We start from the raw sequence: 23084 nt of genomic DNA, 5'->3' as shown, positions 1-23084 counted from the left end.
AAGCAGCGCCGATGGTAGTGTGGGGTCTCCCCATGTGAGAGTAGGACATCGCCAGGCTTTGATTATAAATTGCGCCTATTGCTTGCGATTTTTGATAGCTGCGATGCTCATGTATTGGCATACACTGCGCGTCTCGATTCAAAATTCTCATCGCATCAAACAAGATAACCTAATTAAAGCAGCTTAGTGTAAGACTTTAATTAGAAGTGATTTAATTATCAAAGCAGATAAAAAGTAAGACTTTGATGAAGCGTTTTCGCTGATATAGCTCAGTTGGTAGAGCGCACCCTTGGTAAGGGTGAGGTCGGCAGTTCAAATCTGCCTATCAGCACCAGAATTTTCTTGGCGGCCATAGCGTAACGGCACCACCTGAACCCATGCCGAACTCAGAAGTGAAACGTTGCTGCGCCGATGGTAGTGTGGGGTCTCCCCATGTGAGAGTAGGTCACTGCCAAGAGTTATTTATAAGCCCTCCGCATTTGCGGGGGGCTTTTTTCGTTTTTGCCTCTCCTCATTGATCCTGTCTTTTCCTATGCTTAAACAACACTTGTGCAATGATTGATTATTGCTTGAGCTCGGTCAGTGGCTGCGTTATGTTATTAGATATCTGGACGTCTAAACATCCCTAGGAGGCAGTGATGCCGATTAAAATCCCGGATCAACTCCCCGCGACCAATATCCTGCGGCGCGAAAATATTTTCGTGATGACAGAAACCCGTGCGGTGAGTCAAAACATTCGCCCGCTGAAGGTGCTGCTACTTAACCTGATGCCGAAAAAAATCGAGACCGAAACGCAATTTATGCGTCTGCTTTCTAACAGTCCCTTGCAAGTGGATGTGGAGTTACTGCGGATAGATAATCGACCAAGCAAAAATACGCCAACCGAGCATCTTGATACCTTCTATCGTCAATTTGAGACTGTACGAACGCGCAACTTTGATGGTCTGATCGTGACGGGGGCACCGTTAGGACTGGTGCAGTTTGAGGACGTGATATATTGGGAGCACCTTCAAGATGTGATGAATTGGGCGCATAAGCACGTTACCTCAACCTTATATATTTGTTGGGCCGCGCAAGCAGGGTTAAAGTTGCTGTATGATTTACCCAAGAAAACCCGCAAAGAGAAGTTGTCAGGGGTTTACCGTCACCACATTAATGCTGAGTTATGCAAACACCCGCTATTACGCGGCTTTGATGATAGCTTCTTAGCGCCCCACTCACGCTATGCGGATTTTTCTCCGAGTTATCTGGCCGAACATACCGACCTCGATATTTTAGCCACGTCCAATGAAGCGGGTACCTATCTGGCGGCGACGAAAGATAAGCGCAATGTGTTTGTCACCGGTCATCCTGAGTATGATTCTCATACCCTGCATCATGAATACCATCGGGATTTAGAAGAAGGCATGGAGCCCGCGGTCCCCCTTAACTATTACCCAGATGACGATCCTTCGCAGCCACCGTATGTGAGTTGGCGCAGCCATGGGCATTTACTGTTTGCCAACTGGCTAAACTATTGTGTTTACCAGCAAACGCCCTTCGACTTGGATGCCTTTTCCGCGTCTAACTTTACCCTTGATGAATAAAAAAGCGCCCGCGGGCGCTTTTGGGTTAGGGACTCGGTTAGGTTTGATGTTTATCCATTTCGTCTTGTGCTGCGTTTGCTTTATCAACCATGCCTGTCATGGTTGAGCCTTGCACCAAAATGGAGAACACCACCACCGCATAGGTCATGATGAGGATCAGCTCGCGAACATCGATATTTTTTTCCGGCACCACCATGATGCCAGCGGGCACGGCCATTGCCATGGCCAACGCAAGCCCTCCGCGTAAGCCTCCCCAGCTTAATATACGTACTGCCCAAGGGTTATAGGTTCGAAAGCGCTTAAAGCCGAGGTAACACACTTTCACGCTGATAAACCGGGCGAGAAGCACAATAGGCACCACCGCCGCCATAATGATCCAGTCTTCTTTATGGAAACTGATTTGCAGCAAGCTAACCCCGATGAGGAGAAAGAGTAGGCTGTTAAGAAATTGATCGACCAGTTCCCAGAAGTGGTCGAGGTGATCTTCACTTTCTTTGGAAAAGCCAATAAAGCGGGTCCAGTTGCCAATCATAATCCCGGCAACCACCATTGCCAGCGGGCCAGAGACATGCAGCATATCGGCCAGGACATAGCCAGCGCTGGGGATAGCCAGCGTTAATAGCAATTCCATCGAGTGATCGTTGGTGGCACAAATCAAGCGATGGAAAAGATAGCCAAGCACCAGGCCATATAAAATCCCGCCAACGGCTTCTTGTAAAAACAAGGCAATGGTACCGCCCACCGTCGGGTTGTTGTCGCCAAAGGCCAGGGTAAAAAGAGTCACAAAGATCACGATACCCACGCCATCATTAAATAGCGACTCTCCCTCTATTTGTGTCGTTATCCGCATCGGTGCTTGCAGTTTTTTCACAATGGCGAGAACAGCAATGGGATCGGTCGGCGAGATCAGCGCGCCAAATAGCAGGCAGTAGAGATAATCGAAAGGAATACCGATCAGCTGAAACACGCCCCAGATACCGGTGCCGATTAAAAACACAGAGACCAATAGCCCGCCGATCACCAGGGTCGTGATCTCCCACTTTTGGTCGGAGAAAGAGGGAAGCTTGACACCAATTCCCCCCGCGAAGAGCAAAAAGCCGAGGACGCCTTTGAGCAAAAAGGTATCGAAGTGGATATCTGTCAGTATTTGCTCGGCCATGGTTTTGAGTGGAATGGCTTGGTATTGACCGGCGACCACTATCAACAAAGACAGTAGGAGCGAGCTGGCGGTGATGGCGATGGTGGTTTGTACTCGACTGATTTTACTATTAATAAAAGCGATAAAGATGGCTGCAGCAGCCATAAAGCTGAGGATTGCGTAAGTTGACATGCCGCTTCCTAGTACAACGAGGGAATGAAAAAATGTGTCAAAATATTAATAGAAATCGTTGTCAAAACGAACAGCTGAATTGAAATAGATCAAAATAAATTGTTATTTATAGACGTCTAGATTTCCATTTTCGCTGTGGTAGGATGAAATGACTGCAACGAGGAAGATGATAAGCGTAATAGTATGGACCGACTGACACAGCAACTGCGCGACCGTATTCTAGTGATCGATGGTGGCATGGGCACCATGATTCAGGGGTTAGGGCTCAATGAGGCCGATTATCGTGGCCAACGTTTTAAAGATTGGCACTGTGATGTGAAAGGCAACAATGATCTTTTGGTGCTGACTCAGCCTGATAAGATCGCTTCGCTACACAGTGATTACCTGGCCGCGGGCGCGGACATTATTGAAACTAACACCTTTAACGCCACCCAAATTGCGATGGCCGATTACGACATGCAGGCGCTGAGTGCGGAAATCAACGTAGCGGCAGCCCGGCTTGCGCGTGAGGTCGCTGATGCTTGGACGGCTAAAACGCCGGATAAACCCCGTTTTGTCGCGGGTGTGTTGGGGCCGACCAATCGAACGTGCTCAATCTCACCAGATGTGAATGACCCTGGGTTTCGCAATGTCAGCTTTGATCAGTTAGTCGACGTGTATGCCGAGTCCACCGAAGCGCTCATTGAGGGTGGGGTTGATATCATCATGTTGGAGACCATTTTTGATACCTTGAATGCCAAAGCCTGTGCGTTTGCGGTTGAAAAGGTCTTTGATGCCCGTGGGGTTCGCTTACCCATTATGATCTCCGGCACCATCACTGATGCGTCTGGACGCACCTTATCCGGACAAACGACCGCCGCCTTTTATCACTCGCTGCGCCATGTTGAGCCACTGTCGTTTGGCTTAAACTGCGCACTGGGGCCGGCTGAATTGCGCCAGTATGTCAAAGAGCTGAGCGACATTTGTGAGGGCTTTGTCTCCGTCCACCCCAATGCGGGGTTGCCCAACGCGTTTGGTGAGTATGACCTTTCTCCCGAAGAGATGGCGACACACATTGATGAGTGGGCGGCATCTGGCTTTATCAATTTGGTCGGTGGTTGTTGTGGCACCACGCCTGAGCATATTCAAGCGATTAGTGACGCGGTGAAAAAACATGCGCCACGCTCTCTGCCTGACCACCCTGTAGCCTGTCGCTTGTCTGGGCTCGAGCCCCTGACCATTAATGCCGATAGCTTGTTCGTTAACGTGGGTGAGCGCACCAATGTGACTGGCTCAGCACGCTTTAAACGCTTAATCGTTAAAGAGCAATACGACGAAGCGCTGGAAGTGGCATTGCAGCAAGTGGAAAACGGCGCCCAAATCATCGATATCAATATGGATGAAGGCATGTTGGATGCCGAAAAGGCCATGGTGCGATTCCTCAATTTATGCGCGGCCGAGCCGGATATTGCCCGCGTGCCTGTGATGATTGACTCCTCCAAATGGGAAGTGATTGAAGCTGGCCTCAAGTGCATTCAAGGGAAAGGCATCGTCAATTCTATTTCGCTCAAAGAAGGAGAAGAGGCTTTTCTGCACCAAGCACGTTTAGTCCGTCGCTATGGCGCGGCGGTGATCGTGATGGCGTTTGACGAACAAGGTCAAGCCGATACCCAAGCGCGGAAAGTGGAAATCTGTACGCGCGCTTATCATCTTCTGGTCGAGCAAGTCGGCTTTCCGCCGGAAGATATTATCTTCGATCCCAACATTTTTGCGGTTGCCACCGGCATTGATGAGCACAATAACTACGCAGTCGATTTCATCAACGCCGTGGCCGACATTAAACAAACCCTGCCGCATGCCATGATCTCGGGCGGTGTCTCCAATGTGTCGTTTTCGTTTCGAGGTAACAACCCAGTCCGCGAGGCCATTCATGCGGTGTTTTTGTATCACTGCATCAAAAATGGCATGGATATGGGGATCGTCAACGCCGGTCAGTTAGCCATCTATGATGATTTAGCCGAGTCTTTGCGCTTGGCAGTAGAAGATGTGGTGCTCAACAAAGATGATGGCGCCACGGAGCGTTTATTGGAGATCGCCGACAGCTATCGCGATAGTGGGGAGAACGAGGTCGCGGAAACTGCGGAGTGGCGCAGTTGGCCGGTGGAAAAGCGGTTGGAACATGCACTGGTCAAAGGCATTACAGAGTTTATTGTTGAAGATACCGAGCTGGCTCGCGCCGCGGCAAGTAAACCTCTAGAAGTGATTGAAGGCCCGCTGATGGCAGGCATGAACGTGGTCGGGGACTTGTTTGGTGAAGGCAAGATGTTCCTGCCACAAGTGGTGAAGTCGGCACGGGTGATGAAGCAGGCGGTGGCTTACCTTGAGCCCTACATCAATGCTGAAAAGCAGCAAGGACAGACCAATGGCAAGATCTTGCTCGCCACGGTTAAAGGGGATGTGCATGACATTGGCAAAAACATTGTTGGCGTGGTGCTGCAATGTAATAACTTCGAGATTATTGATCTCGGCGTGATGGTGCCGACCGATAAGATCCTGTCGGTGGCGCGTGAGGAAAACGTCGATATTATTGGTTTATCAGGCCTGATTACCCCATCGTTAGATGAGATGGTGAACGTGGCGAAAGAGATGGAGCGCCAAGGGTTTGATATTCCTTTGCTTATTGGCGGCGCGACCACGTCCAAAGCCCATACCGCGGTGAAGATTGAACAGCATTACCATGCGCCCGTGGTCTATGTGCCCAACGCGTCACGTGCCGTGGGGGTGTGCTCATCGTTGCTGTCACAGACTCAGCGGCCGGATTTTGTGGCCCGTTTAACCAAAGACTATGCGGCGGTGCGTGAGCAACATCAACGCAAAACGCCTCGAACCGCTCCCGTCACCCTTGAGCAGGCGCGGGACAATAAGTGGCAAACGGACTGGGCAAACTATGCTCCTCCGCAGCCGTTGAAGCCGGGCGTGCATGTTTACGATGATGTCTCGATAGCGACCTTACGTCAGTATATCGACTGGACACCCTTCTTTATGACGTGGTCACTCAGTGGCAAATTCCCGGCGATTTTGGATCACGAACTAGTGGGTGAGGAAGCGCGCCGTTTGTATAAAGACGCCAATGCTTGGATCGATCGTTTCGAGGCAGAAGGCTTGGTCGCCGCGAAGGGAGTGTGTGGCCTTTTTCCTGCCAACAGCGTTGAGGATGATATTGAAGTCTATGATGATGGGTCTCGCCAAGCGACGCTCACCGTACTGAACCACTTGCGTCAGCAAACGAAAAAGCCACGTGGTGCCAACTATTGCTTGTCGGACTTTATTGCGCCAAAAAGCAGTGGCCAGCCGGATTGGATTGGTGCATTTGCGGTGACAGGTGGTATTGGCGAATATGCCTTGGCGGAAGAATACAAAGCGAAAGGGGATGATTATAACGCGATCATGATCCAGGCGGTCGCCGATAGACTCGCAGAAGCCTTTGCAGAGTACCTCCATCAGCAAATTCGGATTACCGTGTGGGGCTATGCGCCCGATGAGACGCTCGATAACGATGCGCTGATCCGCGAGCAATACCAAGGGATCCGGCCAGCGCCGGGTTATGCCGCCTGTCCTGAACACAGTGAGAAAGGCAAAATTTGGCAATTGCTGTCGGTAGAAGCACATACGGGGATGACACTTACCGAAAGCTATGCCATGTGGCCGGGGGCGTCGGTCTCAGGTTGGTATTTTTCCCACCCTGAGTCACGTTACTTTGCGGTGGCGAAGATCCAAAACGATCAGCGAGACAGCTACGCAGCACGCAAAGGGTGGAGCAGCGAAGAAGCGGAGAAATGGCTCGGGCCGAACTTAAACGGCTAACGAAAGAAGCCAGCACATTGGCTGTGCTGGCTTTTTTATTATTCAAATAAGTCCGCGTGTAACCGCTGCACCACCTGGGTGGCATCGTCATCTTCAACCACAACACATACATTGTGGTTGCTGGCACCGTAGCAAATCATGCGTAGTTTATGTTGTGCTAAGGCACTGAACACCGGTGCTGTCGCGCCAGCAGTATGATTCATATCATTGCCAATCAGCGCTACCACCGCCAGGTTCTCGCAGATCTCGACATGACATAACTGGGTCAGCTCGGCGATAGCCGCTTGTGGCAGCTGCGGCGCGTCGCCCTGAGTGTTGGTTTGATCAAGGGTTAAAGCGACACTGACCTCCGAGGTGGTGATCAAGTCCACCGAGATTTCAAATCGTGCCAAAACCTCAAATACTTTGGCCAAAAAACCATATGCATGGAACATGTTTAAGCTGGTTAGTGTCACCATGGTTTGGTTTCGTCGTAAGGCGACGGCACGAAACAGCGGTGCCGAGTGCGCGTGCTCGCGGATCCAGGTGCCGCCTTGCTCAGGCGCTCTCGCGGCCCCGACAAACACTGGTATATGTTGGCGTACTGCAGGCAGCAAGGTGGACGGGTGCAGGATTTTGGCACCAAACGTGGCCATTTCTGAGGCTTCGCTAAAACTAATCTCACTGATTGGGCGCGCTTGTTCGGCAATCCGCGGGTCGGTGGTATAAATCCCGGGCACATCGGTCCAAATGGCCAAACTCTCTGCGTCCACGGCTTCGGCGAACAGTGCTGCACTGTAGTCGCTACCACCACGGCCTAAGGTGGTGGTTTGTCCGTGGGCATCCGCGCCGATAAACCCTTGGGTGACCACTCGATGTGTGGCTAAATGCGGAAGCAATTGGTCGTGGCACTGTGTTCGCGTCTGTTGTGGGTCAGGCTGGGCACAGCCAAACTGGCTGTCGGTGCGCAGCAATTCACGCGCATCTACTCTCAAAGCGGTTATACCTCGGCTGTTGAGCAAATGGGTGAAAATATGGGTTGAGATCAGCTCGCCGCAGGCAACTAACGCATCCGTTAGCGCTGTGTCAGGAATGATGGCCGCTTTTTCGGCATACTCGGCAATGGCGAGATGCCAGTGCTCGACGGCTGCTTGCGTGTTTTGGCAATCAGGAAGTTGCTGCAATATTGCTTGGTGAGTGGCATTAATGGCGTCCAACTTGGCTTGGCGCACGTCAGGGTCGCTGATCCCTTTTGCGAGCGCGACTAAATGATTGGTCACTCCGGCGCACGCACTGATCACGATTAAACGGGTTTGCGGGTTTTGCTCGATAACCGCGGCGCTTTTCTGCATCGCCTCTAGCGTCCCGACACTGGTGCCGCCAAACTTAGCGACTGAAATTGATGGTAACGGGTTCACGTCCTTTTCCCCTTTTGAGCTCGTGCTCATTGATTCAATATATTCAAAAGTCAGTGGGGAACATCAGAAGTCACATCGTGACCGCGATAAATACCGCGACAAGGTAGGAAGAGCAAACGGCAGGCATTCTGCCAGAAGCGCTCCACCTGTCTGTCCATATGGATGACAAGTGACAGCCTGAAGGATTCAGCCTTCAAGGCCGGCAGCGTATCGACCCCGATTTTACGCCACCTCGGCATTGTCTCCCCTGGTTATCACGCTTAGGAGTGGGGCTCCGCCTGATAACTGCCTGAGAAATGCACCTCTTCTGCATGTTCAGTCATGGGTTGGTGACCGCATGAACAGTTTTAACATTACGGGTGTGGTCGCAGGGTGTCAACCGTGTTTTTGCTCTTGATGGGGGAGCACTGCCCAGCCCCCGCTTTCACCGAGGGAAAGGAGGCCATTGCGCCCTATCGGCACTGAAAAGAAACATAAATCGCCGCTAGCGATCACACAGTTCATGTGCCAGAGGCTAGGGGGATGGCGAAAAAATATGCTATAACGGTGAGCCTCGGTACCAACAACAAGGATTCGTGATGGCTCGTGCAATTTCCGATATTCAGTCTTTTCAACCCGTCGCTCGCACATTGATGGGGCCAGGGCCCTCTGACATTTACCCGTCGGTGCTGCAATCATTGAGCAAGCCGACATTGGGGCATCTTGACCCCTTATTCATTGGCATGATGGATGAGGTCAAGCAGCTACTGCAGTACGCTTTTCAAACCGACAATCCGTTTACCATTGCGGTCTCTGCCCCCGGGAGTGCGGGGATGGAAGCCTGTTTTGTCAATTTGGTGGAGCCTGGCGACACAGTGATCGTCTGTCGCAATGGCGTGTTTGGCGACCGGATGCGAGAAAACGTGGAGCGTTGTGGCGCACATGCGGTCATGGTTGATGATGCCTGGGGCGCTCCGGTTAATCCTGAAAAGGTTGAAGCGGCCTTGAAGGCGCACCCGGAGGCTAGCATAGTCGCATTTGTCCACGCGGAGACGTCCACAGGCGCTTGCTCTGATGCACAGGCCCTTGCCACCTTGGCACGTGAACACGGCTGCCTCACTATTGTCGATGCGGTGACCTCACTCGGTGGCGTGCCGTTGAAGGTGGACGAGTGGCAATTAGATGCAGTCTATTCAGGCAGTCAAAAATGTTTGTCGTGTGTACCGGGCTTGTCGCCAGTGACATTCTCGCCCCGTGCAGTAGAAAAAATGCAGGCGCGGACTCACAAGGTGCAAAGCTGGTTTCTCGATCAAAGTTTGGTGCTGGGGTATTGGAGCGGCGACGGCAAACGTAGCTACCACCACACGGCACCCGTGAATAGTTTATATGCCCTACATGAAGCCCTGCTCAAACTGTATCACGAAGGGATTGAGAACGCGTGGCAACGCCACGATACCATGCATCAGCGTTTGAAAGCGGGATTGGACAATTTAGGGATTGGCTTTGTGGTCGATGAACCTTATCGTTTGCCCCAGCTTAACGCCGTTTATATTCCTGAGGGCGTGGATGATGCCGCCGTGCGCCAGCATTTACTTCACACCTATAACTTGGAAATTGGCGCTGGCCTCGGTGATTTGGCGGGTAAAGCCTGGCGAATCGGCTTAATGGGCTACGGCGCAAGGGATGAGAACATTGCCCTGTGCCTTAAAGCCCTTGAAGAGGCATTGCGCTAGGGCGTTGAATGATCCGGTAGGGTATGGCGGATTGTCCATACCTTCGCCGCGTTTGGATACAAGTAACGCGCTTCTTGCTGGATATCGCGAGCTCGCTGACGGTCACCGATTTGTAGGGCCACTTGATAGGCATGCTGATAGCCAGCAAAGCGTGGTCGTTGTGCGACTTGGCGCAATAATTGGTTAAGATGTTGCTGGCGCTCAGTGTCAGACAGAGTTGCTAAATTAGCCTGAAAGTGACGGCTTTGTTGTGCGTGGGCGAGCTTTTGCTGCCACCATGGATGTTGCTGGTATAAGGCAAAGCGTTGCGAGCTGAGTAAAGAGTCGCGCAAATAACGATTGGCCAAATATACGGATGACAGGCACACGAGTGTCGTGATGACGAGGGCAGTGATCACGGTGCGACTGGCTACACGTTGGCTGTAACCATGAGTGAGTACCGGGTAGCGGCGATATTTGCTGGTGAGGTTATCAAGCCAGTATAGCCAAAGGAGTAACAATACCCCATTGAACCACTGGGTGCCGCTTACCGGATAGATCATCAGTCCAGTGAGCGGAGGTAGCACTAAAGCAATTAAGATCCGCCGTGTCCCTGAGGGAGCACGAAGGATCCTGACGCCGAGCGCCATGATCACCAACACATAGCCCAATCCAATCAATAAGCCTCCTTCCAACAGCCAAAACAGCAGTGCACTCGGCAGGTTCACTGGACCAAGGTGGCCGGGTTGTGAAGCAGAAAGCAACAGCAAGGCCTGCTTACCATTCCCCATGCCCACGCCGAAAAAGGGCGTGGTCTGCCATTGTTGCCACGCTAAACCCAACGCACGTCGCTCGCCGTCGCTTAGCCATTGCCAACTATCTTGACCACTGAGGGCAAATATCGCCAGGATCGCGCCGAGACAGACTGCCACAAGCCAAGCTTTGTGCTGGCGCCTGGAGGCAAAGCGACTCAAATAGGCTTGCTGTAACACGATGGCACACAAGGCAAAGAGCAGCAGCAGGGGCTGGCCTTGCATCGCTAACACTGGAATAAAAACCAAAGGGGTGACGGCCAATAAGCTTTGGCTGATGGGATGGCGGTAGCGGCCACTCGGCTCTCTGGCGAGAATATACGCCGCTAAGGTGAGACCTGTAAGTAGCAGTGTATGCGTGACCGCAGGGGGCAAGTGAGGCACCCAGTTGTTAAACATAAAAGGCGCCATGCCCGGTGGTGATTGATTGCCCAACACCGACAGTACCGCTAGCCAAGAGGCGAGTAAAAATACCCCGAGTAGCTTTTGCCGCTGCGAATGGTTAAAAACAAACTGTTGAAGGCTGGAGAAGAAACCGAGGCTAAGTATCAAGGCGGCCATGGCATAGCCGCTATTGAGTGCCTCAGCGTGTGGGTAGTAATAAGGAATAATCGCCAGGCCCGTTGCCAAACCAAGCATCCAGGTCAGTCGGCTTGCCCGCCAAGTATGCTGACGCACGACTTCTAAGCAGGCAAACCCCAAGGTGAACGCGAGCGTTAACAAGGAAAGCGCCGCTGCAGGGTGGCGTATGCCAACCAGCGGGAGAGACACCGAGTACAGTGGTAAGCAGATCAACCACAAGGCCGCTAACGTTAGTAGAAATGGGGTTGTTAGCGGCTTTCGTATCACGCGACTCTGCGGCAGCGCTGAGGTCATTATCGCTCCAACATAGGTTTGAGGAAGTGGGCTGTGTGGCTACCCAGCACATCCACGATCGCTTCCGGTGTACCTTGCGCGATGATTTCACCGCCGCCATTACCGCCCTCTGGCCCTAAGTCGATGATCCAGTCCGCGGTCTTTATCACATCCAGATTATGCTCAATCACCACGATAGTGTTGCCCTGTTCGCGCAAGCGGTGCAGGACATTAAGCAGTTGCTGAATATCATGGAAATGAAGTCCTGTGGTTGGTTCATCGAGGATGTAAAGCGTTTTACCCGTGTCACGCTTAGACAGCTCTCGTGCTAACTTGACCCGCTGTGCTTCACCCCCCGATAAGGTGGTGGCCGCTTGGCCAAGGCGAATATAGCTCAGGCCGACATCCATCAATGTTTGCAGTTTACGCTTGATAGCGGGCACGGCGTCGAAAAACTCACGCGCGTCCTCGACGGTCATCTCAAGGACTTCATCGATGGTTTTGCCTTTATAGCGTACTTCCAATGTTTCCCGGTTATAACGTTTACCTTTACACACATCACAAGGTACATACACATCGGGCAAGAAATGCATTTCCACTTTGATCACGCCATCACCTTGGCACGCTTCGCAGCGACCGCCGCGCACGTTAAAGCTAAAACGGCCCACTTTATATCCGCGTGCCCGTGCCTCTTGGGTACCGGCAAACAGCTCACGGATCGGGGTAAAGATCCCCGTATAAGTGGCTGGGTTTGAGCGTGGGGTACGGCCAATGGGGCTTTGATCAATATCGATCACCTTGTCGAAATGTCCCAACCCATCAATCGACTCGTAAGGCGCGGGTTCGGCGGTGGTCGCGCCGTTTAATTGCTGGTGGGCCACTTTAAAAAAGGTGTCATTGATAAGCGTTGACTTGCCTGAGCCTGACACCCCCGTCACGCAAGTAAGGAGTCCTACAGGTAGGTGGAGATCAACGTTTTTCAGGTTGTTGCCCGTCGCCCCTTTCAGCGTTAACATTTTGTTTGGGTCGCGCTCAATACGCTTTGCGGGGACCTCGATCGCTTGCTTTCCACTTAGATACTGACCTGTCAGTGACGACGCACTGGCGAGTATGTCCTCTAAACTGCCTTCGGCAACAATTTGACCACCATGTGCCCCGGCCCCCGGGCCAATATCAATGATGTAGTCGGCCGCGCGAATGGCATCTTCATCATGCTCGACCACCATGACAGTGTTCCCCAGATCGCGCAGATGCTCCAAGGTATCGAGCAAGCGGGCATTGTCACGCTGGTGCAGACCAATAGAGGGCTCATCCAGTACGTACATGACCCCCACCAAGCCCGCGCCAATTTGGCTGGCCAGTCGAATACGCTGTGCTTCACCGCCAGAGAGGGTATCGGCACTGCGCGATAAATTCAGGTAGTTAAGCCCCACATTGACTAAAAACCGTAGCCGGTCATGGATCTCTTTCATCACTTTTTCGGCAATCTTAGCGCGTTGCCCGGTCAAGGTCAGTTGTTCAAAGAAGTCCAGCGCCTGTTGAATGCTCAGCTCACAAATCTCGGGTAGATTGTGGCCGTCGATAAACACGTGACGAGCTTCTTGGCGTAAGCGTGAGCCACCGCAGCTGGCACAAGGTTTGGTGGCGATATATTTGGCAAGCTCATCGCGCACAGCATTCGATTCGGTGTCGCGATAGCGACGCTCCATGTTATTGAGGATCCCCTCAAAGGGATGCTTACGTACGCGAATATCGCCCCGATCGTTGACGTATTTGAACTCGATCTCTTTCGGGCCGGAACCGTACAAGAGAATGTCCTGAACGGTGCCCGACAGATCCTGCCACGGCGTTTCCAAATCAAAGCCATAATGCTCAGACAGCGAGCGTAGCATTTGGAAGTAATAAAAGTTACGCCGATCCCAGCCGCGGATCGCCCCACCCGCGAGGCTGACGGCTGGATTTTGGAGAACGCGCTTAGGATCAAAATACTGTTGCACCCCCAAGCCGTCGCAGGTACCACAGGCACCAGCTGGGTTATTAAAGGAGAACAGGCGCGGCTCAAGCTCTTGCATGCTGTAACCGCAGTGTGGGCAGGCAAAGTTGGCGGAAAAAATGATCTCTTCCCCTTCACCGTCCATCCAACTGATCACCGCGCTGCCGCCTGTTAGCTCGAGCGCGGTCTCAAAAGATTCCGCCAAGCGTTGTTGTTGATCGTCACGGACTTTAAAGCGATCGACCACCACCTCAATGGTATGCTTTTTCTGCAGCTCGAGTGTCGGCGGATCGGATAGATCGCACACTTCGCCATTGATTCGGGCACGGATAAACCCTTGCGCAGCGAGGTTTTCAAGGGTCTTAACATGCTCCCCTTTACGGTTTTTAATGATCGGCGCGAGCAGCATCAGCTTGCTTCCTTCCGGCAGCGCAAGCACTTTATCGACCATCTGACTAACGGTCTGAGCCGCTAAGGTCACATCATGAGTGGGACAGCGTGGCTCGCCCACTCGCGCATACAGTAAGCGTAAGTAGTCATACACTTCAGTGATGGTGCCGACCGTTGAGCGCGGGTTATGCGAGGTGGACTTTTGCTCTATCGAGATCGCAGGTGACAGCCCCTCGATATGGTCAACATCGGGTTTTTCCATTAAGGAGAGAAACTGGCGCGCATACGCTGACAAGGATTCAACGTAACGGCGCTGGCCTTCGGCGTATAGGGTGTCGAAGGCCAGCGATGATTTTCCCGAGCCAGATAGGCCGGTGATCACAATCAGTTTATCACGAGGGATGGTGAGGTTGATGTTTTTGAGGTTGTGCGTGCGCGCGCCTCTGACGTCGATATTGTCCATTATTATCCTACTACTCAGTCAGCTCACTGGTTGGTCGCCTAGTATGGCACAGACATGACCATGACCAAATAAAAAGGCTGTATATTTACACAGCCTTTACTCGAAGGGGAAAAACGCGCGATCCGACGCGGTTAACGTTATCGACGGTTTTTGACCGTCGCTTCGTCTTTGTTGCTTCCGCCAAGGTAGTGGTGCTTGTAGCAGTGATTGGTGGCTTCAATAAAGCCTTCTACGCTGCCACAGTCAAAGCGCTCGCCTTTAAATTTATACGCCAGTACACACCCTGACTGTGCTTGTTTGAGCAGCGCATCGGTGATCTGGACTTCGCCGTTTTTACCTGGCGGGGTCGTTTCTAACAGGTCAAAGATATCTGGCGTTAAAATATAGCGGCCAATAATAGCAAGATTGCTTGGCGCATCGCCGGGATCGGGTTTTTCCACCATGTTGTCTACGCGGAAAAGGTCATCTTTGATCTCTTGACCGGCAATGACACCATATTTATGGGTCTCATCTTCCGGGACTTCTTCCACCGCGACAATCGAGCAACGGAACTGGTTATATAGGGCGACCATTTGCTTGAGAACGCCATTGTCAGGATGGATGCAAAGATCATCGGCGAGCACGACAGCAAACGCTTCGTCGCCGACCAGATCGCGACCGGTTAAAATCGCATGTCCGAGTCCACGCATTTCGTGTTGGCGAATGTAAGTGAATGACGCTTTCTCTATGGTATTGCGAATGTCATCGAGTAACACTTCTTTGTTGGTGCCACTGATTTGATGCTCAAGCTCATAGTTTTTATCAAAATGATCCATGATGGCATGCTTGCCACGACCGGTGACAATACACATGCCGTTGATACCCGCTTCCAAGGCTTCATCCACGCCGTATTCAATCAAAGGCTTGTTGACCACTGGCATCATTTCTTTCGGCATTGACTTGGTTGCCGGTAAAAAGCGGGTGCCATAGCCAGCCGCTGGGAACAGACATTTTTTTATCATCTCAGATCCTTTCGTTTTTGTTGGGTGGCGAGCGGTTTATGACGCGGTCGACACCCCTAAGCGGGTTGTTAGCAAGCGGCTGCTAACAATGTTATCTGGGTCAATAGTTTGCTGGGTTCAGTGCGGCTAAGCAAGTACTGCGCGCCAACGCGGCCAGATAGCGTGACCGTCCCCGCGTTGCTTAGTCCGCATGGGTGGAAAAATACGCCATAAATGCATCGGTAAAGGTCGATAAGGACGCCGGTGGGAGGGCATTAATTCCCGCCGCCGCGGCGCGGCCACCGCCTGTCGTGAATTGCTCGGCCAACTGCGCCGCCCCAGTAGGCCGATTTAACGGGGCACGAATACTGACCATCCATTCTCCTCCTGGCATCGGCGTGAGCACGGCATGGGCTCTATCAGGATGGCGGTTGGCTAATTGGTTGCCAAACATGCCACTTATTCGGCGTGCCCAAGCGGCATCGGGAAGCTGATACACCTGTGCTTTTTCATCGCCTAGCGCCGGGGTTAGGGTTTGCGCATGCGCCCGGTCACTTTGATACGCGTCAGCCAGCGCCATCACGATGTCCGGATAAGCGCGCATAAAAGCATCGGGGGTCGAAAAGCCACACAGGTGACGATATAACACCGCGGGGGGCATAATGAGGTCATCCAAGCTCGCGCCATAGCTGTTGTAGTTGAGATAGTGGCCGAGCTGTGCCAGCCGCGCGCGCGTTTGCTCGTCAATACCCGACTGTCGAGCAAGGGCATTTGCAGTGCGATCCAGATTATCGCCATACGCGCCAACTAACGCCCATTCTCGATACTGCCCACCGAGAAGTTTATCGATAATAAGCGCGGTACAGGTGTTAGCACTGGTATGAATATGTGCGTCTAACAAAGGCGAATCTGGGATGGGACCACTTTGATGGTGATCGGCATAGAACACGTGCGTGCCAGCCGCGAGTAATCTCGCGAGTGCGCCTTGGTTCTTCGCCATAGAAATGTCGAGTACTGTGACCTGCTCGGGGCCTGTGGGCACTTGCTTTAACAGAGCAATATCGCGTTTAACCCCAGTAATTAACGTGGTGACTTGTGGGTGCGCTAAGCGCCATTGCACCAGCGCGGTAAGCCCATCGGCATCCCCGTTAAAGACATCAAATCCCATCCTGTGATTCCTTTTTAACTGAGTAACGTGACATCCTACCTTGATGGGTGAGCTTGACCCAACTAGCGGTGATCGTCGTCGGTGCCAGGATAGGCCTCAAGCCCCGTCGAGCCAATTAGGGACAAGTTGTTTTTCGCCCAAAACACGGCTTGTACTCGGTTTTTAACATTGATTTTCTTAAACACGTTATAAAGGTGCGACTTAACGGTATGCTCACTGACGTCCAATGCACGGGCAATGTCTTGGTTAGAGGCGCCCGTGACAAGGTGGCGCAGGATTTGTTGCTCGCGGTTGGTCAGGACAATGGCCTGCTCATCGATCGCTTGTTGGTGGTGCTGCTGATAATAGTGAATTAACGCGGCCATTTTGTGACGGGGGAGCCAGTACTCGCCAGAGAACATTTTTTCGATGCCATAACATAGGTGGCGGATCTCATCTTCTTTTTTAAAGACCCCTTTGATAAATGGCCAGCTGGCGAGTTCTTTGGCACTTAAGTCATGTGCATTGAGCAGCGCAAAGACATGTTGGTCGGCAAAGGGGATCAGCGATTGTTTTAGCTGCTCGGTGGCAATGTCATCAAAGGCGTTTAAGTCTACCAACACCAAACCGGGTCGTGCGGTGAGCTTGTCAGTGATCGCATCGGGCGTCACGAGCTCAACCTCGCTATGAATTGCTTTTTCTAAGCATGTCATCAGTGCAGACACAGACATGCTGGGCTGAGAAATAAGAAGCAGTGTGTAACTATCTGAGGTGGTTTCGGCCTGGTTCATAAGCATCCTACTGATGATGACTCAACATGCGTATCCGTGTGACGTCAGTGGGGTGATCACCGACGTCAAGGCTGGGCAAGCTTTCCATCAGTCTAAACCATTTTTATCTTTAAGGTATACGCTGCGAGTGATAACCCATTGTGCTGACGCTTTAACTGCAGAATATGGAAACAGATCGCGTGGAAAAGCTTCGAACCTCTGGGGTGCTCGTGCTAGACTTCCTCCTTATTTATCCAGTTTGCGAAATCGTTTCGCGCGCAACCAAGAACAGTGGGAGTCACCTATGGCCAGCCGTGGCATAAACAAAGTCATCTTGATTGGTAATTTGGGCAACGATCCGGAAATCCGTTACCTCCCCAACGGCGGTGCGGTGGCGAACCTCAGCCTCGCGACCTCAGAGTCATGGCGTGATAAAAACACCGGTGAGATGCGTGAGAAAACAGAGTGGCACCGTGTTGTGCTGTTCGGTAAAACGGCCGAAGTCGCGGGTGAGTATCTGCGCAAAGGCTCTCAGGTGTATATCGAAGGTCAACTGCAGACACGCAAGTGGCAAGACCAAAACGGGCAAGACCGTTATACCACGGAAGTCGCGGTACAACCGTTTAGTGGCAGCATGCAAATGCTGGGTGGCCGTGGTGGTCAGAGCCAAGGTCAGCCCATGCAGCAGTCACCGCAGCAGCAAGGTGGATGGGGACAGCCTCAGCAGCCTCAGCAGCCTCAACAACCACAGCAAAACTTTAACCAACAGCCACCGCAGCAGCAGTCGGCACCACAGCCACAGTCGCAACCTCAGCAGCAATACAACGATCTGCCTGATTTTGACGACGATATTCCGTTCTAAAACGGACTGCGTTAAGTGGCGAGTCAACGCCAACGTGGTTGAAACGAAAAAGCCCCTGTTGGGGCTTTTTGCTTTTTGGCGTGGTCGGTGACTGAACGGGCTGGGTTAGGCGACACCAGGGCCCGCTTTTAAAAAGTGCGGCAATTGCGCCGGCGTTGGGCATTTTAACTGGCCCATTACTTGGGTCATTTGTTGGGTGAGCATATCTATCGCGTGTTCCCCCCCATGATGGCCCAACGCGCCACAGGCATAGACAAAAGTGCGGCCCAGCAGGGTGAAGTCGGCGCCCATGGCCATCGCTTGGGCTACATTCCCGCCGCTTTGTACGCCACTGTCCATCAGCAGTTTAATCTTGTCACCATATAAGCGCTTGATGGTTTGAATGGTATCCAGTGGCGACTCGCCAACATCTAACTGACGTCCCCCATGGTTGGATAAGACCACTGCGTCGGCACCGAGCGCAACCGCTTGTTTGACATCGTCTGGGTTGACCAAGCCTTTTAATACCAAGGGGCCGTCCCAGTTATCGCGGATCACCTTGAGGCTGTCGAAGTCGACGGCGCCCATCACCGTATTGTTCATAAAGTTCGCCAGTTCGCTGGTGGGCATGTTTTTTGGCATGTAAGGCTTGAGGGTTTGCATCTCAGGCACGCCAGCCAGTAACGTCTGCCAGCTCCATGCCGGACACTGCATCATTTGCACGATATTGCGTAGGTTCATTTTCGGCGGCATCGCCAAGCCATTTTTTATATCGCGCGGGCGATAACCGAAGGTCGGCACATCCACAGTGACGACCAGCACTTTATACCCTGCACCTTTAATGCGGCCCATGAGATCTTTACGGATCTTGGCATCCGTTGGGTTATAGAGTTGATACCACGCCGTTCCCTCAGAGATCTCGGCGATGGTCTCAAGACTCGCTGAGGATACGGTGCTGAGCACATAAGGAAGCTTTGCTTGATAGGCCGCTTTTGCCAAAATTTCCGGCGCCTTGGGCCACATTAACCCTTGAAGTCCGACGGGGGCGACGCCAAAAGGCGCGGCATAGCGTTGGCCAAATAGCTCGACGGATAAGTCGATCTCTGGGGTAGGCGCAAGCAAGTCAGACTGCAGTTTTACGTGTTCAAACGCCCCGGCATTGTGCGCCACGCCAATTTCATCGTGACAACCGCCGCAAAGATAATCAAAGGCGAAGGCTGGGATACGCCGTTTTGCTGCACGTTTAAGCGAGGGGGTATCAGGGTACTTAGGATTATAATAGGCCATGAATATTGCACGTTGTTGAGGTGAGTGTCTTGTCTCACCCTAGCGCAGTGATTGTTATCGATATATAGATAAAAGATAAAATACTTTTTCCAAAATCGGCTAAGCCCCGATGATAGTTGGCGTTACCTCTTGCTTTACCTGCACACTAAACGTACAAATCTTTAACTTTCTGTTTAATAAAATCGATAAATAATTTGGTTTTGGTGTGGTTGTATTCCAGCTTAGGGTAGTAGGCGTAGGCCGATAATCGTGGTTGCTTAAGGGCTGGTAGCACCGGGACCAATAAGCCTTGGTCGATTTCTTTTTGCACCGTCCCGGCGCCCCCTAAAATGATCCCCATGCCAATCACCGCGGCACTGACCAAGGCTTCAGGGTTGGGTGAGACAAAATTACCGGACAATTGTAAGCGGGTGCCATCTTCAAACACCCGCTCTTGAGGCTGATGCGAATTACCGTAAAGCAAAATATTATGTTGGGTAAGTTGCGCTGGCGTGGTGATGGGCGGATGGCGCTCGAGGTAGGCAGGGGCAGCAAAAAAGCCAGGTTGAAAATCAAATAATTTGGCGGCGATGTAGCTGGCGGAGTTAAAGTACTCGAGTTCACGACTGATTACCACGTCCAGATTCAGATCCGGCAGCTGGCCAGGGGTGAGGGTGGTGAGTTCGACTTTGATTTTCGGATAAATCTCAAGAAACTCAGCAATAAAGTTGACCAGAAAGCGGTTCCCTGTCACCAATGGCGCACCGATACGCAATACACCACTGACCTCACCAAAGGTGGAGGTGGTCTCACTGACTAATTGTTGCCAGTCATCGACCCACGTCTTGGCGCGGTGGTAGAAGAGATCACCCGCATCTGTCATCGACAAACTGCGTGTAGTGCGTTTGAGCAATTGAACCCCCAGTTGGCGTTCTAGCCAGCTTAGGCGTTTTGACAGGGCAGAGCTTGAGGTGTGTAGCTTGGTGGCCGCTTGGGCCAACGAGCCATGATCCACCACGCAGATAAAGCTTTGTGTACAGGTAATCCAGTCCATGAGTCCTCGTTGCGTAAAAAGACAGCCACCGATTCGTGGTCTAGGCATTCACATTATGATAACCAAGCCTGATAATAGCGGCTACTAGCCCCCGAAGGCGACCCAAGTCAGCAGAGAATCATGGATAGAACAGCCAGTGCGATCAAAGTCAGCGGTATGAAGCTGACCAACCGACTCGTTGCATTTGTCACGCTTATTGTGGTGTGCGCCATTTTTGTGTTGTTTATCGGCGGTGCGATCAGCTTCCGCCAATTGGGGATTGATTTCATCTCGCATTATGTTGACGGCATGGTTGAGGTGATTGATCAAGAGATGGCCAGTGACCAGCGTGATAATCAATACTTTTCGCGCTGGCTCCCCAAGATGCTTAAAGCCAGTGACGTGACGTCCCTCACTATCTACTCGGACGCTGGGATCTTGTATCAATATGAGCAAATTCAATACCAGGCGGTGACCAATCAACAGGTAATCTCTCGTGATATACCGCTCGATAGCAACCCAGGGTTTGCGGTCAAACTGACCTTTGTGCCGCCGTATGCGGAGTTTGCCTATTCCATTGGTCCATTGTCCTCCTTATCGGCGGCGATTTTGGTGATTGTCTTGGGGCTCACATGGGGGATCCGTTGGCTCCGGCGTCAGCTGTATGGCAGTGAGGTGCTTGAGCAGCGTGGCCGACTGATCTTAGCGGGGCGACTCGATGATGCGCAGCAAGGTGATAGCCGCGAGTGGCCGATCCCGGCAAGCGCGGCGTTAACGCAACTGATCGAAGAGCTTAAAGAAGCGCGCCAAGAGCGTAGTCGTTTTGACACCTTTATTCGCACCAACACCTTCTTAGACCAACTCACCGGCGCCGCGAATCGAGTGATGTTTGATAATCGCTTGCACACACTAGCTAGTGATGATGCCAGCCAAGGCAGTGTGATCCTAGTGAGGGTGGCGGAATGGGAAGATCTGGTGGCGCAGCACGGGCAAGAAGCCGCCGATCAATTGATTCAAGCGATTGGCAATGTTCTGTCGAATGCGATTCAGCGTTTTCCGGATGCCGTGTTGGCACGTTATTTTGCCTCGGACTTTGCCATTTTGCTGGTCAACCAAGCGGGAGAAGAAGTGCATCCCTTTTTAGCGCAAATCACCAATGCGTTAGATAAACTCGCGCCACCCGAGGCGTTGGATCAAGATAATTGGTTCCACCTTGGGATGACCTCATTTGGCGCCAGTGAGCGACGTGGGCGACTAATGGATGAAGCCGAACGTGCACTTAAAGCGGCGGCGCTAACCGGCCAGAATGGTTGGTCACAGTTCGACAAACAACTAAGCCAACTGGATAAACGTGGTAGTGTACGTTGGCGCACCTTACTCGAGTCGGTGATGGCGGGAGAAGGGCCAATGCTTTATCGCCAACCGGTGTTTGCGCGAGATGGCAAAACCCGCCTTCATTATGAACTTTTAGGCCGAATTAAGGACGAAAAAGGCAAGGTGCTTAAGGCCTCGCGCTTTTGGCCAGGGGTAGAATGGGTTGGCATGGACGTGGCGTTTGACAAGGCGACCGTGGGTCGCGCGCTGTGGTGGCTAAAAACGCGTGACTACATCGATAACTACGCCGTCAATGTAAGTGCGTACTCACTTTGTCAACGTGAGTTTGTGGTGTGGTTGCGCGATATGTTGTTACAAACGCCAAGAAGTACATTGAATCGCTTACTGGTGGAAGTGTCTGAAGGTGCTTTGGTTTCACACTTTGATGCGGCGCGGCCTTGCTTACGAATGATTGCCGCGTTAGGGTGCCGTCTAGTTGTTGACCAAGCAGGTAGAACGATAGTAAGCACTCACTATGTTAAAGATATTCAACCCGCTTATATTAAGCTTCATCGTAGTTTGGTGCGCAATATCCACCAACGGCCAGAGAACCAGCTGTATTTGCGCAGCGTGTTAGGTGCTTGTGAGGCTACCACCACCGAGGTACTGGCGGTAGGCGTGGAAACCAATGAGGAATGGTCAGTGGTGAAAGAACTGGGTGTCGCGGGCGGACAAGGGCGGCTGCTTGGGGCGGAAATGTCTCCGCACCCAGCACAGAAAAAACGCCGCCGATGGGGGAAGCGATGAGTCAAGCCATCAAGCTATCGCATCAATCGGGACGTGGGTGGCTAGAAGCGTTATTACTGGTCAGTATTTTGTCGGTGCTGGTGGTGATTGCGATCCCAAAGTTCTACGATTATGAGGCGGATGCCAATGTGTCAGCACTCAAAGGGTTAAAAAGCGGCATCGAAACCGTCATGGCGCACACCCACGCGTTAGCCACAAAACATGAAATAAGCCGCCAAGCCACACAATCACTGAGTGTTAATGGCACGCAGATCGATATCGCTTATGGTTATCCTGCGATCAGCGCTTTACCCAAGTTAGTGACAACGCTGCAGGATGCAACACGGTGGCGTATTCGGCGCTATCCGGAGCAAGATCGCGTCGATTTTATTTGGCTGTTTCACGATCAGCCCGCGACGGCCTGTTATTTGACCTATCGCGAAGCAACGGCGTCAACGAAGGCATCGACGCAGTTGGTGATTCATCAGTCATGCCAATCACCGACCCGATAAAGATAAAAGGAATAATGCGTTTTTGATGGAAAAACCATCAAAATGACAGCGCATTGAAAAAAAACACAGATCTCA

The 23084-nt window shown here is 52.1% G+C and carries 16 protein-coding genes, 1 tRNA gene, 1 rRNA gene and 1 riboswitch; of the genes, 9 read left to right on the top strand and 9 right to left on the bottom strand.

All coding sequences use genetic code 11. The features are described 5' to 3' along the window. The 4 genes from EHW58_RS15880 to metA all read left to right on the top strand — a co-directional run. Positions 1 to 187 (top strand): hypothetical protein (locus tag EHW58_RS15880; protein ID WP_216647105.1); only part of this gene is annotated, 187 nt, incomplete at its 5' end. A 71-nt stretch (positions 188 to 258) separates the two neighbouring features. Continuing rightward, positions 259 to 334, top strand: a tRNA-Thr gene (locus tag EHW58_RS13340). 7 nt (positions 335 to 341) lie between these two features. Beyond that, a 5S ribosomal RNA gene (gene rrf / locus EHW58_RS13335) occupies positions 342 to 457 on the top strand. A 181-nt stretch (positions 458 to 638) separates the two neighbouring features. Further along, on the top strand, positions 639 to 1586 hold the full coding sequence (metA, locus tag EHW58_RS13330) for a homoserine O-succinyltransferase (protein WP_046073872.1): 948 nt from the start codon (positions 639 to 641) through the stop codon (positions 1584 to 1586). Positions 1587 to 1623: 37 nt separating this feature from the next. Here metA and EHW58_RS13325 read toward each other — a convergent pair whose 3' ends face one another. After that, positions 1624 to 2916 (bottom strand): sodium:proton antiporter, encoded by a 1293-nt coding sequence (locus EHW58_RS13325; RefSeq protein WP_152796965.1) that lies wholly within the window; start codon positions 2914 to 2916, stop codon positions 1624 to 1626. 183 nt (positions 2917 to 3099) lie between these two features. Between EHW58_RS13325 and metH the strand changes: the two genes are divergently transcribed. Continuing rightward, complete coding sequence (gene metH / locus EHW58_RS13320; RefSeq protein WP_152796963.1) at positions 3100 to 6759, top strand: methionine synthase; 3660 nt, start codon at positions 3100 to 3102, stop codon at positions 6757 to 6759. Between the two features lie 38 nt (positions 6760 to 6797). On the opposite strand, the gene lysC is transcribed toward metH, so the two are convergent. Then, complete coding sequence (gene lysC, locus EHW58_RS13315; RefSeq protein ID WP_152796961.1) at positions 6798 to 8186, bottom strand: lysine-sensitive aspartokinase 3; 1389 nt, start codon at positions 8184 to 8186, stop codon at positions 6798 to 6800. A gap of 97 nt (positions 8187 to 8283) precedes the next feature. Further along, positions 8284 to 8471: riboswitch (Lysine riboswitch) on the bottom strand. A 263-nt stretch (positions 8472 to 8734) separates the two neighbouring features. On the opposite strand from lysC, the gene EHW58_RS13310 reads away from it, so the two are divergent. Further along, positions 8735 to 9868: an alanine--glyoxylate aminotransferase family protein gene (locus EHW58_RS13310; protein WP_077606026.1), complete on the top strand. Its 1134-nt coding sequence runs from the start codon at positions 8735 to 8737 to the stop codon at positions 9866 to 9868. On the opposite strand, the gene EHW58_RS13305 is transcribed toward EHW58_RS13310, so the two are convergent. The 5 genes from EHW58_RS13305 to EHW58_RS13285 form a co-directional block, all read right to left on the bottom strand. Further along, complete coding sequence (locus tag EHW58_RS13305; RefSeq protein ID WP_077578644.1) at positions 9865 to 11535, bottom strand: Wzy polymerase domain-containing protein; 1671 nt, start codon at positions 11533 to 11535, stop codon at positions 9865 to 9867. The two genes, EHW58_RS13310 and EHW58_RS13305, sit on opposite strands and share 4 nt — an antisense overlap. Further along, entirely contained in the window at positions 11535 to 14360 is a 2826-nt protein-coding gene (gene uvrA / locus EHW58_RS13300) for an excinuclease ABC subunit UvrA (RefSeq protein WP_152796959.1), read from the bottom strand. Before uvrA ends, EHW58_RS13305 begins: the two co-directional genes overlap by 1 nt. 137 nt (positions 14361 to 14497) lie before the next feature. Further along, on the bottom strand, positions 14498 to 15361 hold the full coding sequence (gene galU, locus EHW58_RS13295; protein ID WP_077578646.1) for a UTP--glucose-1-phosphate uridylyltransferase GalU: 864 nt from the start codon (positions 15359 to 15361) through the stop codon (positions 14498 to 14500). A 181-nt stretch (positions 15362 to 15542) separates the two neighbouring features. Next, complete coding sequence (locus EHW58_RS13290; protein WP_152796957.1) at positions 15543 to 16508, bottom strand: DHH family phosphoesterase; 966 nt, start codon at positions 16506 to 16508, stop codon at positions 15543 to 15545. 62 nt (positions 16509 to 16570) lie between these two features. Further along, entirely contained in the window at positions 16571 to 17278 is a 708-nt protein-coding gene (locus tag EHW58_RS13285; RefSeq protein WP_077606031.1) for a LuxR C-terminal-related transcriptional regulator, read from the bottom strand. Between the two features lie 283 nt (positions 17279 to 17561). Here EHW58_RS13285 and EHW58_RS13280 point away from each other — a divergent pair, with 283 nt between their 5' ends. Continuing rightward, the gene (locus EHW58_RS13280) at positions 17562 to 18119 is read left to right on the top strand and encodes a single-stranded DNA-binding protein (RefSeq protein WP_152796955.1); all 558 of its coding nucleotides are present in this window, start codon (positions 17562 to 17564) and stop codon (positions 18117 to 18119) included. 105 nt (positions 18120 to 18224) lie between these two features. Here EHW58_RS13280 and EHW58_RS13275 read toward each other — a convergent pair whose 3' ends face one another. Beyond that, the gene (locus EHW58_RS13275) at positions 18225 to 19385 is read right to left on the bottom strand and encodes an alpha-hydroxy acid oxidase (RefSeq protein WP_152796953.1); all 1161 of its coding nucleotides are present in this window, start codon (positions 19383 to 19385) and stop codon (positions 18225 to 18227) included. A gap of 145 nt (positions 19386 to 19530) precedes the next feature. Further along, on the bottom strand, positions 19531 to 20418 hold the full coding sequence (locus EHW58_RS13270) for a LysR family transcriptional regulator (RefSeq protein WP_046073884.1): 888 nt from the start codon (positions 20416 to 20418) through the stop codon (positions 19531 to 19533). A 120-nt stretch (positions 20419 to 20538) separates the two neighbouring features. On the opposite strand from EHW58_RS13270, the gene csrD reads away from it, so the two are divergent. Together csrD and EHW58_RS13260 are read left to right on the top strand one after the other, a co-directional pair. Then, positions 20539 to 22518 carry an RNase E specificity factor CsrD gene (csrD, locus tag EHW58_RS13265; protein ID WP_046073885.1) on the top strand — a complete coding sequence of 660 codons (1980 nt, stop codon included), beginning with the start codon at positions 20539 to 20541 and terminating at the stop codon, positions 22516 to 22518. Beyond that, positions 22515 to 23009, top strand: a complete 495-nt coding sequence (locus tag EHW58_RS13260; protein WP_152796951.1) for a hypothetical protein — start codon at positions 22515 to 22517, stop codon at positions 23007 to 23009. The genes csrD and EHW58_RS13260 overlap by 4 nt, the downstream gene beginning before the upstream one ends. The last annotated feature ends 75 nt before the right edge of the window (positions 23010 to 23084 follow it).

The sequence above is a fragment of the Salinivibrio sp. VYel1 genome (assembly GCF_009377945.1).
Classification (GTDB): domain Bacteria; phylum Pseudomonadota; class Gammaproteobacteria; order Enterobacterales; family Vibrionaceae; genus Salinivibrio; species Salinivibrio siamensis.
Note: the sequence above shows the minus strand (reverse complement) of the source record. Positions and strands in the feature narration are given on the sequence as shown.

Excerpts from the sequence above, each read along its gene's own strand:
- metA (WP_046073872.1), top strand. The coding sequence starts at position 639 with ATGCCGATTAAAATCCCGGATCAACTCCCCGCGACCAATATCCTGCGG.
- EHW58_RS13325 (WP_152796965.1), bottom strand. The coding sequence starts at position 2,916 with ATGTCAACTTACGCAATCCTCAGCTTTATGGCTGCTGCAGCCATCTTT.
- metH (WP_152796963.1), top strand. The coding sequence starts at position 3,100 with ATGGACCGACTGACACAGCAACTGCGCGACCGTATTCTAGTGATCGAT.
- lysC (WP_152796961.1), bottom strand. The coding sequence starts at position 8,186 with ATGAGCACGAGCTCAAAAGGGGAAAAGGACGTGAACCCGTTACCATCA.
- EHW58_RS13310 (WP_077606026.1), top strand. The coding sequence starts at position 8,735 with ATGGCTCGTGCAATTTCCGATATTCAGTCTTTTCAACCCGTCGCTCGC.
- EHW58_RS13305 (WP_077578644.1), bottom strand. The coding sequence starts at position 11,535 with ATGACCTCAGCGCTGCCGCAGAGTCGCGTGATACGAAAGCCGCTAACA.
- uvrA (WP_152796959.1), bottom strand. The coding sequence starts at position 14,360 with ATGGACAATATCGACGTCAGAGGCGCGCGCACGCACAACCTCAAAAAC.
- galU (WP_077578646.1), bottom strand. The coding sequence starts at position 15,361 with ATGATAAAAAAATGTCTGTTCCCAGCGGCTGGCTATGGCACCCGCTTT.
- EHW58_RS13290 (WP_152796957.1), bottom strand. The coding sequence starts at position 16,508 with ATGGGATTTGATGTCTTTAACGGGGATGCCGATGGGCTTACCGCGCTG.
- EHW58_RS13285 (WP_077606031.1), bottom strand. The coding sequence starts at position 17,278 with ATGAACCAGGCCGAAACCACCTCAGATAGTTACACACTGCTTCTTATT.
- EHW58_RS13280 (WP_152796955.1), top strand. The coding sequence starts at position 17,562 with ATGGCCAGCCGTGGCATAAACAAAGTCATCTTGATTGGTAATTTGGGC.
- EHW58_RS13275 (WP_152796953.1), bottom strand. The coding sequence starts at position 19,385 with ATGGCCTATTATAATCCTAAGTACCCTGATACCCCCTCGCTTAAACGT.
- EHW58_RS13270 (WP_046073884.1), bottom strand. The coding sequence starts at position 20,418 with ATGGACTGGATTACCTGTACACAAAGCTTTATCTGCGTGGTGGATCAT.
- csrD (WP_046073885.1), top strand. The coding sequence starts at position 20,539 with ATGGATAGAACAGCCAGTGCGATCAAAGTCAGCGGTATGAAGCTGACC.
- EHW58_RS13260 (WP_152796951.1), top strand. The coding sequence starts at position 22,515 with ATGAGTCAAGCCATCAAGCTATCGCATCAATCGGGACGTGGGTGGCTA.